This is a genomic window from Streptomyces sp. CBMA156, assembly GCF_014596515.1.
Lineage (GTDB): Bacteria > Actinomycetota > Actinomycetes > Streptomycetales > Streptomycetaceae > Kitasatospora.
This window is the reverse complement of sequence record NZ_MSJQ01000301.1, coordinates 20,591-29,171: the sequence shown is the minus strand read 5'-3', so window position 1 is coordinate 29,171 and position 8,581 is coordinate 20,591. Positions and strand designations below refer to the sequence as shown.

Annotated in this window: 6 protein-coding genes; 2 read left to right on the top strand and 4 right to left on the bottom strand. The window is 74.5% G+C overall.

Going from position 1 to position 8,581, the window contains the following annotated elements; genetic code table 11:
* Positions 1–606: endonuclease/exonuclease/phosphatase family protein (locus BU198_RS26505; protein WP_411293238.1), on the bottom strand; the 606-nt coding region annotated here is incomplete at its 3' end.
* 198 nt (positions 607–804) lie between these two features.
* Between BU198_RS26505 and BU198_RS26500 the strand changes: the two genes are divergently transcribed.
* Both BU198_RS26500 and BU198_RS26495 read left to right on the top strand, forming a co-directional pair.
* On the top strand, positions 805–1,536 hold the full coding sequence (locus tag BU198_RS26500; protein ID WP_188299397.1) for a 2OG-Fe(II) oxygenase: 732 nt from the start codon (positions 805–807) through the stop codon (positions 1,534–1,536).
* A gap of 25 nt (positions 1,537–1,561) precedes the next feature.
* Entirely contained in the window at positions 1,562–2,134 is a 573-nt protein-coding gene (locus BU198_RS26495) for an ABC transporter substrate-binding protein (protein ID WP_188299396.1), read from the top strand.
* A gap of 183 nt (positions 2,135–2,317) precedes the next feature.
* Here the strand turns inward: BU198_RS26495 and BU198_RS26490 are convergent, their stop codons facing one another.
* Genes BU198_RS26490 through BU198_RS26480 form a run of 3 tightly spaced genes read right to left on the bottom strand, consistent with a single transcriptional unit; the run spans position 2,318 to position 8,566 of the window.
* Positions 2,318–6,400 carry an AAA family ATPase gene (locus BU198_RS26490; RefSeq protein WP_188299395.1) on the bottom strand — a complete coding sequence of 1,361 codons (4,083 nt, stop codon included), beginning with the start codon at positions 6,398–6,400 and terminating at the stop codon, positions 2,318–2,320.
* 5 nt (positions 6,401–6,405) lie between these two features.
* Complete coding sequence (locus BU198_RS26485) at positions 6,406–7,503, bottom strand: effector-associated domain EAD1-containing protein (RefSeq protein WP_188299394.1); 1,098 nt, start codon at positions 7,501–7,503, stop codon at positions 6,406–6,408.
* Positions 7,504–7,507: 4 nt separating this feature from the next.
* Positions 7,508–8,566 (bottom strand): trypsin-like peptidase domain-containing protein, encoded by a 1,059-nt coding sequence (locus tag BU198_RS26480; protein WP_188299393.1) that lies wholly within the window; start codon positions 8,564–8,566, stop codon positions 7,508–7,510.
* Between the last annotated feature and the right edge of the window lie 15 nt (positions 8,567–8,581).

Here is an 8,581-nt window from a genome sequence, read left to right as displayed (position 1 = left end):
GCGGCGCGCCGAACCGCCGGGCCCGCCAGCCCAGGACCGGCAGCCCGGACAGCAGCGCGACGCCGTGCGAGGGCACCTCCCCGTCGTGCCCGGCGCCCGGCGGACCGTACACCCGCAGCCCCGGTTCGGACCGGTCGCGGACCCAGGCCCGGCCCGGCAGGGAACGGGCGTGGAACTCCGGCCGAACCGCCGGGCCCGCCAGCCCAGGACCGGCAGCCCGGACAGCAGCGCGACGCCGTGCGAGGGCACCTCCCCGTCGTGCCCGGCGCCCGGCGGACCGTACACCCGCAGCCCCGGTTCGGACCGGTCGCGGACCCAGGCCCGGCCCGGCAGGGAACGGGCGTGGAACTCCGGGGCGTAGCGCCAGTCCGCGGCGCCGGTCGCCTCGGCGAGCGCCCGTGCCTGGTCCACCCGGCCGGACCGCTTCTGGAAGCGGTCGAGCTCCTGGAGGGCCACCACGTCGGCGTCCAGGGACGCGACGGCGTCGACGAGCGGGTGCACGGCGACGGTGCCGGAGGCGGGCGCCGTCGGACGTCCGTCGGACGGGAGCTGCCGCCCGTGCAGGACGTTGAAGGTCGCGAGGAGCACCACCGGGGAGCCGATCACGGGGGGACGGTACAGCAGCGGGACCGGTGGCCAGGGGGCGCGGGGTGCCCGGAACGCGGTGTCCGAATGCCGCCAGCGCCCTCGCCGGGCGGTGGCGATCCTGGGACCCAGGGTGCGTCCCGCCCCGTCCCGCCGCGCCGAGGTGGGATCGTCGCCCGAGACCGCTCGTACGTCCCTGCCCGCAGCGAGGAAGAACTCATGACCGACGCCACCCTGACCGCCGGTCCGGTGGCCGACCGGCTCGATGGCACCGACTGGCCGGCCCTGGCCGGCGAACTCGACGAGTACGGCCACGCCCTCACCGGCCCGCTCCTCACGCCCGCCGAGTGCCGGGCGATCACCGCCCTCTACGACGAGCCCGACCGCTTCCGCACGACGGTGGACATGGCCCGCCACCGCTTCGGCTCCGGCCAGTACCGCTACTTCACCCACGACCTGCCCGCCCCGGTCCGGGACCTGCGTGCGGCCTTCTACCCCCGGCTGCTGCCCGTCGCGCGGGCCTGGGCCGAGAAGCTCCGGAAGCCCGCGCCCTGGCCCGATGACCTGGACGCATGGACGGCGGCGTGCCACGCCGCGGGCCAGGCCAGGTCCGCGCAGATCCTGCTGCGCTACGGCCCCGGCGACTGGAACGCCCTGCACCGCGACGTGTTCGGGGACATGCTCTTCCCCCTCCAGGTCGTCATCGGCCTGGACGTTCCCGGCACCGACTTCACCGGTGGCGAGTTCCTCATGACCGAGCAGCGCGCCCGCGCCCAGTCCCGCGGCTCGGCCACCGTCCTCCCGCAGGGCCACGGCCTGGTCTTCACCACGCGGGACCGGCCCGTCGCGAGCAAGCGGGGCTGGTCGGTCGCACCGATGCGGCACGGGGTGAGCACCGTCCGCACCGGCCGGAGGCACACCCTCGGCCTCGTCTTCCACGACGCCTCGTGAGCACCCAGGACCAGGAATCCTCGCCATGACCCACCACCACAGCGCCCCGGCGAACCCCTCCCGCTCCCCGAGGATCAGCACCGCCGACCAGACCGGCCGATTCGGCGGCCCGGCCGCGCCCCGGCCGCACACCGACGCCGAACTCGCCGCGGTCATAGGGCTGTTGACCTCCGGCCGGCCCCGCGTCGAAACCGTCGTGATCGGCCACGGCCGCGACGACGTCTCCCGCGCCACCGCCCGCGCGTTCGCCGAGGCGTGGCAGGCCCGCGGCGGCGCGGTCCTCGGACAGGTGGACTGGCCGGAGGACGCGGCGTCCTGGCTGCGCCCCGCACGGCGCCTGACCGCCCAGATCCCCGATGCCTGGGTGATCGCGGCCGCCGTCCTCGGCTTCGCCCAACTCGCCCGCCGCCTGCGCCACTCCACCGACTTCGACCCGGCCCGCACCGTCGCCTTCGCCGCCCTCGACGACCCCCGCCTGCCCGCACTGGCCGGCCCCGGAACCCTGGACGGCCTGCGCGGCGCCACCGCGGACGGCGGCACCTGGGACATCCACGACGGCTGGATCACCTCCCGCCAGCGGACGGAGCCGAGCGGGTGAGCGCCCGCCCTGCCCGGCGCCCGTGCCGGTAGGGACGACGGCCGACGCGGCCGCGCCGTCCGACCCGGGGCGGCTCTCGAACCACTCGTCCGGTTCCGCCCGGAACCGGAGCCGGACGAGTGCCCGGAAGGGCGGCCGGAGCACTCGTCTCCGGCCGCCCTTCCGGCATTCGCGCCGGTGGGGTCAGTCGGGGCCGGTGGCGAGGAGGAGGTCACTGACCCGTTCGGGGCCGGAGGTGACGGTCACCCGGTAGAGGCCAGGGCGGCGGAGGGTGACGGCGGCGACCAGCGTCGCGTCGCTGAGCAGCAGCGGGGGCGTGGCGACGGCTGCTCCGGTGGCCTCGTCGGTGATCCGGCAGGTGGCACTGTCCGCCGTCGCGCCGTGCACCATCAGGGCCCAGGGCTGCCCCGCGACGGCCGTGTCGGGGAGGGAGAGACCGAGGCCCGGGCGCTGGAGGGCGTCCGTCATCGGGCGGGGCCGGTGGGCGGCCGGCCTCCGGTCGGTGAGGACGGCCCGGACCAGCTCCAGGACCTGCGGGTCGGAGCAGAGGGTGCCGTGCCGGCCGGACACGAACAGCACGGCGTTCGAGGCGGAGGGCGCGGCGGCATCGCGGGGGACGAGGCCGTCCCCGCCGCGGTCCCAGCGGACGATCTCGCCGGACCCGCTCCGGTACGGGCGGCCGTCGTCGTCGGTGCGCGGTGCCGTCAGCTCCGCCGCGATGCCGTCCTCGGTGACTCGTAGGCTCTGCACGGTCGGCTGCCCGATGCCGACCACAGCGCGGGTGCGGGGGAGGAACGGCGCGCGGGCCTCCGTCCGCCGTGCCGCCAGGGCGATGGCGGCGAGGTCCGGATCGCCGCCGGCGCGGCCGACGTCGTCGAGGCGCAGCCGGCGCAGTCCGCCGTCCGTCTCGACGCAGGGGTAGTCGGGCAGCAGGTCGTACACGCCCGGCAGGGTGGCGGCCAGTCCGGCCGGCGAGAGCGGCAGGATCCGGCGGCGGCCGCTGAACAGTTCGGCGACCGCGGGGGTGCCGTGGAAGGGCGTGCCGATGGTGACCAGGTCGCGGGTGAGCGCGGCCAGTCGGGAGTCGGCGGCCAGCGCCGCCCGGGCGACGAGGCCGCCGGTGGAGTGGGCGACGAAGACCAGCCGGGGTTGCTCGTCGGGTGTTCCTGGCCGACTGCGGCGCGGGTTCGCGCGCCAGTCCTCCAAGTGGCGGTGGGCGGCCTCGGCCAGCAGGCGCGCGTTCACCTCGGCGGAGAGCCGCCAGTCGTAGGGGAACGGCAGGACGGCGTCCTGGTGGGGGACGGTGGCGCGCAGCGCGTCGAGCAGGGGCTGGTAGGTCTCCAGACCGCCGAGCGTCGCCAGCCACGCCGGGGCGCTCAGCAGGCCGTCGGGGCGCAGCCGGTCGGTCCGGCCCGCCCGTTCGGCGGGGGTGATACGGAGCGCGGGGAGCCGGAGGAGGCCGGTGCCCCGGAGACTGCCCCACACGTGCCGGCCGGTCTCGGTGTCCAGGAGCGAACTGCCCATGAAGCCGGGGAGGAAGACGATGGCGTCGTGGGTGGTGTCCCGGGGGGTGGGGGCGGGTGTGGCGAGGTCGACCTCGTGCCGGAGGTTCTGGACCACCGCTCGGCTCCAGGCCGCGGGGTGCTCGCCCTCCTGGCCGAGGTAGGTGTTGACGGCGTCGCCGAAGTCGACGCTGGTGAGTGCGGGGCCGGTGCCCGGTGTGGGAGGCGGCACGCTGATGCCGGTGGCCCGGGTGAAGTCCCGCAACTCCTCCGAGGTGAGGGCGTTGTGCAGGGCGGAATCACCTCCGCCGGAGAGGTCGACGCCGGACTGCCGGGCGGTGAGTGCCACGAACTCGGGTGCCTCCTCGCCGAGTTCGGCGGCGATGAGCCGGATGAGTTCGGGGTTCCGGGCGATGTCCTGGGGGTCCAGGTTGCTCATGATGGTGAGCGTGCGGTCGCGAAGCCGACGGGCGTCGATCGAGTCGAAGGAGCCGCCGGTCCTGTGCAGACGCAGGATGTTCACATTGATGCTGAGAGTGAGCACCGTGTCCTGAAGGGCCTCTGTCGCGACTCGCGCCTGGTAGAGCAGATCGTGGGCCCGGCCGAAGTCGCCCTGGATCAGGGCGGTTTGGGCTCGCAGCACAAGCATGCTCGCGGCGGCGGCCGGGTCGGGCTCGCCGGCCAGGACGTCGTTGGCCAAGGCGTCCACTTCATCCCAGCGGCGCAGAGCGGCCAGTGAGTTGATCAGGACGACGGTGAGGGGGATGTCCCCGCCCACACGCCGAGGACGCTCCTGGAAGAGCGTCAGCACCTCGTCCGGACGGTCGTCGACCAGGAGCTGATGGGCGGCCCGCAGCGCCTGCCGGGCCCAGGTCTCGTCGTCGGCCTGCGCCCGGAGCTCCGCAGGGGCGATGTTGCCCAACTGCTCGGCGAGGTACACCTGCGAGCAGGGCGGCAGCTCGTCGTGGGCCGGCTCCAGCAACCGGCCCGCCTCCTTGTCCCAGCGGTGGTCGAGGGTCTCGGTCGGCTGGCCCAGCGCCAGCCGGTGGTACAGCTCCTCGACCCGGTCGCCGTCGTTCTCGTAGTGGGCGACCGCCCGGCGGTGGATCAGCTCCACGACCTCGGGGCGGTCCCGCCGGAGCAGTGGCAGCATGACGGCGCGGACGTCCGCCCGGTGGACGACCGCGAGCCGCCCCGGCACCTCGTCGACGAGGGAGGCCTCGCGCCGGAAGTCCTGGAAGAGGAGCAGCGCGCGGTCCTCGTCCACCGCGCCGAGGCCGCACGGCTCGGCCAGGACCGTGCGGATGACGTCCGGGGTGACCTTCCGGACGATCAGGCCGGGGCTGGCGATGCGGCGCAGGTCCGGGTCGTCCAGGTGGTCGAGGATGCGCCGGTACAGCACGCCCTGGACGGTCTCGGCCTCCAGCTTCTCCCGGAGCCGCTCGTGCAGGGCCGGGTCCCGCAGGGCGTCGGCCTCCCGGCGGAGCAGGGCGGCGGCCAGTTTGAGGTTGAGCGGGCTCCGGCCGACGGTGTCGGTGACCAGGTCCAGTTCCTCGTCGGTGGCCCGCGCGAGGGTGGTGACCTGCCGGCGCAGGAAGTGGCGGGCCGTCGGCGGGTCGAACCCTTCGAGGGGGACGGAGCGGAGGCGGGGGTCGTCGGCCGGCGCGCGGCCGGCGGCGATGACGCGCAGGTTCGGGCAGGTCCACCGCAGGCTGTCCAGGGTGTGCAGCAGGCGGTCCTGGGCGAAGCGGCCGCGCCGTTGGACCCGTTCGAAGGTGTCCAGGACGAGCAGCGGCATCCGGCCGTCGTGGTCGGCCCCGACGGTGGCCAGGAGGGAGCCGAACCTGTGGAGCAGCAGATCGGTGTCGTGGTTCCGCGAGCTCCGGTGCCCGGACGAGGAACTGCGGTCCCGCTCCGCTCTGAGGTCGGCGGCGACGGCGCGGCGGAGCGAGTGTCCCAGGGCGTCCGCCCGGTCGCGCATCCGCGGTGCCAGCAGGGCGACTTGGCGGACGGCCTCGATGAGGACGGTCAGCGGGCGTTCCGGTGCCAGCTCCGGGCGCTCGAAGGTCAGGTAGAGGTGGGCGGCGGGGGCAGGTCCGGCACGCTCCAGGAGGAAGCGCGACAGCAGCGTGGACTTGCCGACCCCGCCCGGTCCGTGCACGAGGAGCCAGGGAGAGTAGCCGTCCTTGCCGTCCACGTAGCCGGCCAGTGCCCGGAGTTCGTCCTCCCGCCCGGTGAACGTCTCGTCGGCGAGTGCCTGGAGCGGTTGCAGCAGCCGGGCCCGCTTGAGGTGCTGCTGCACCTCGTCGGAGGACGGGAGCGTCAGCCCGTGGCCGTCGAGAGCGGCCCGGGCCCGGGGGGCGTCGCGGAACCAGCCGACCACGGTGAGGGCGGCGAACAGCTCGTCGAAGCCCTGCCGGTCCAGCGGAGGGTTCGCCGAGCCGAGGAACCGCTCGGCCCAGTCGCGCGCCGGGTCGGGGCCCGTGCGGGGTGCGGTGGTGAGGGCGGCCCGCAGGCGGTCCGGGCGGCCCAGGGTCTCGATGGTGGCGGTGCGGACCTCGGAGGTGAGCCGCCAGCGGCGTCCCTCCCGAGTGGTGACCCGTTCGCAGTCGTGGACGAGGAAGCGCCGCAGGGACGCGTCGGAGGTGGCGCCGTCGGCCGGGTCCGGGGAGGCCTCCGCCAGCCCTTCGGCGGTGAACGCACCCAGCAGGACGGTCCGTTCGCGGTAGTCGGCGTGGGGCGGCAGCGTTCCGGTCTCGGTCACCGTCGTCAACATCCCTGGTAGAGGCTCCGGCCGAGGCCGACAGCCGTGCGCTGGATCTCGCTGGTCAGGGGGAGCGGGCCGTCGGGGAGGCAGGCCTCGTGGCCGGTCTCGCTCAGCACCTTGACGGCGAGACCGTTGGCGGTCTCGGCGTCGATCGGGCGGCCGGCTTCCGCGGCGACCGTACGGAAGAAGTCGCGCAGGTCCTGGACCCCGATCGGGCCCAGCTGCTCCCGGGCGGCGTGCCATTCGAGCTCCGGCGGCAGCCAGCCGTCGTAGGCGAGCAGCACGATCCGCAGCCGGTCCGCCATCTCCCCCTCGACCACGGCCCTGATCAGCCGGACGACCGCGCGCAGGGCGGGTTCGGTGAAGCGGAGGGACTCCGAGTCGTCGAAGACGAGCCAGTGCCGGGGCCGGGCCGGGACGCACCCCCGCTCCTCGCGCATCCGTCCCCTGAGCTGTCTGACCAGCCGGTCGGCCTGCTGGTCCTCGGAGGAGTGGTGGTCGATCTGCACGCTCCACTCCCGGAACTCGTCGTTGAGGAAGTCGGCCAGGTCGGAGACGCGGACCGGCTCGGTGTACTCGTTGATGCTGAACCGGCAGGGGTTGATGCCCCGGCTCGTCAGCACGTGCTGGATGAGGAACCAGGTGTGGGTCCGTCCGCTCCGCGGATCGCCTTCGATGGTGAGCACGCGATGGCCGCGGTCGAGCACCATGTCCCGGAGCCGGGAACGGAGGGGCTTGCGGTCGAAGAAGGCGCTCCACCCGTCGTTGACCAGTCCGTGATCGAACGGGTCGACGGATCGTGCGACATCCTGTTCGTCCAGCAATTCGGCGAACACCCCAGCGGCGGCCCGGGAGTTGGAGTCCTCGGCGGCGACCTCGACGAGCCTGCGCAGGAGTCCGGTCGTCGCGGCCGTGTCGACGACGTCCGGCCAGACGTCGAGCATCGGCCTCGCCCAGTCGATCTCCGCCTCCTTGATGCCCGCGCGGGCGGCGATCTGCCGGGCCGGTGGCTGTAGGGAGTAGACCTCCATGAGGGCGTCGAGCAGGGCCTTGCCCCTGGGGTCGTCGTGGGGGAACGCGCGCAGGTCCAGCAGTGCCACCGGCTCACTCCACCCCGGCGGCGGCCAGGGCCTCGGCCACCCGCTCGACCCGCAGGCCCTCGTTGCGGAACTCCGACGCGGTGAGCCGCCCGCCGACGCGGTCGTAGCCGCGGTGCAGGGCGACCAGCCGCCAGCGCTCGTCGAAGACGGGGGCGCCGGAGGAGCCGTGATCGGTGTCCGTCCAGTACTGCACCACCTGCTCGTCCACGTGCCGGACGACGTTGTGGCGGACGGCGAGCTTCTTCACCAGACCGTGCGGGTGCTGGATGATGCAGACCCGGTCGCCCTCGGCGACGGTGACCCGCTCGGGCAGCGGGACCACCAGGGCGTCCTCGGGCAGCGGTCCGGCGGCGCGGATCACGGCCCAGTCGCCCTCGGGCCGGCCGACGGCCGTGGCGGTGTCGCACCGGACGGTGCGGTAGGTGAGCGCCCGTCCGTCGAGGTCCTGCTCGTAGCCGAACCAGGCCTCGACCGCCACGGCGGCACGGCCGTCGGCGTACAGGACGTGGTGGTTGGTCAGCAGGAGGTCGGGGCCGATCCGGAAGGCGGTGCCGTAGCAGGCCGTGCCGTCGGCGTGGGTGACCAGCAGGCGGCAGACGGCGGTGGCGAGTTCGGCGCCGCGGCGCAGGAAGGCGACGTCCAGGTACTCGGCGGCGCCGAAGATCTGCCGTTCCTGTTCGTCCGGATCCCGGAAGGCGGCCCAGGTCCCTGCCGGGAGCTCCGTCGCGGGGGCGGGGAGCACGGGGTGGGCGGCGAGCAGTTCGCGCAGGCGGGCGGCGAGGGCCTGGTCGGGGCCGTCGGCGATCCGGTCGAGCAGGGGACGGAGCTTCTCCTGCTTCCGGGCGACGCCGATGAGGTCGAACCAGACCTGGGTCATCGGCTGGTCCCAGTTGACGTCGGCCGGGCGGATGCCGGTCTGCTGGGCCAGCTCCAGCACCGGGCTGACCCGGAAGTGGACGGAGGCGAGCAGGTCGCGGAGTTCGCCGGCACCGGGGTGGTCCCACCGGAAGGGGAAGCTGTCCAGGAAGTGGGTCGTTCGCTGGGAGGGGGTCGTCGTCGCCATGCCCTGTGTGTTCGC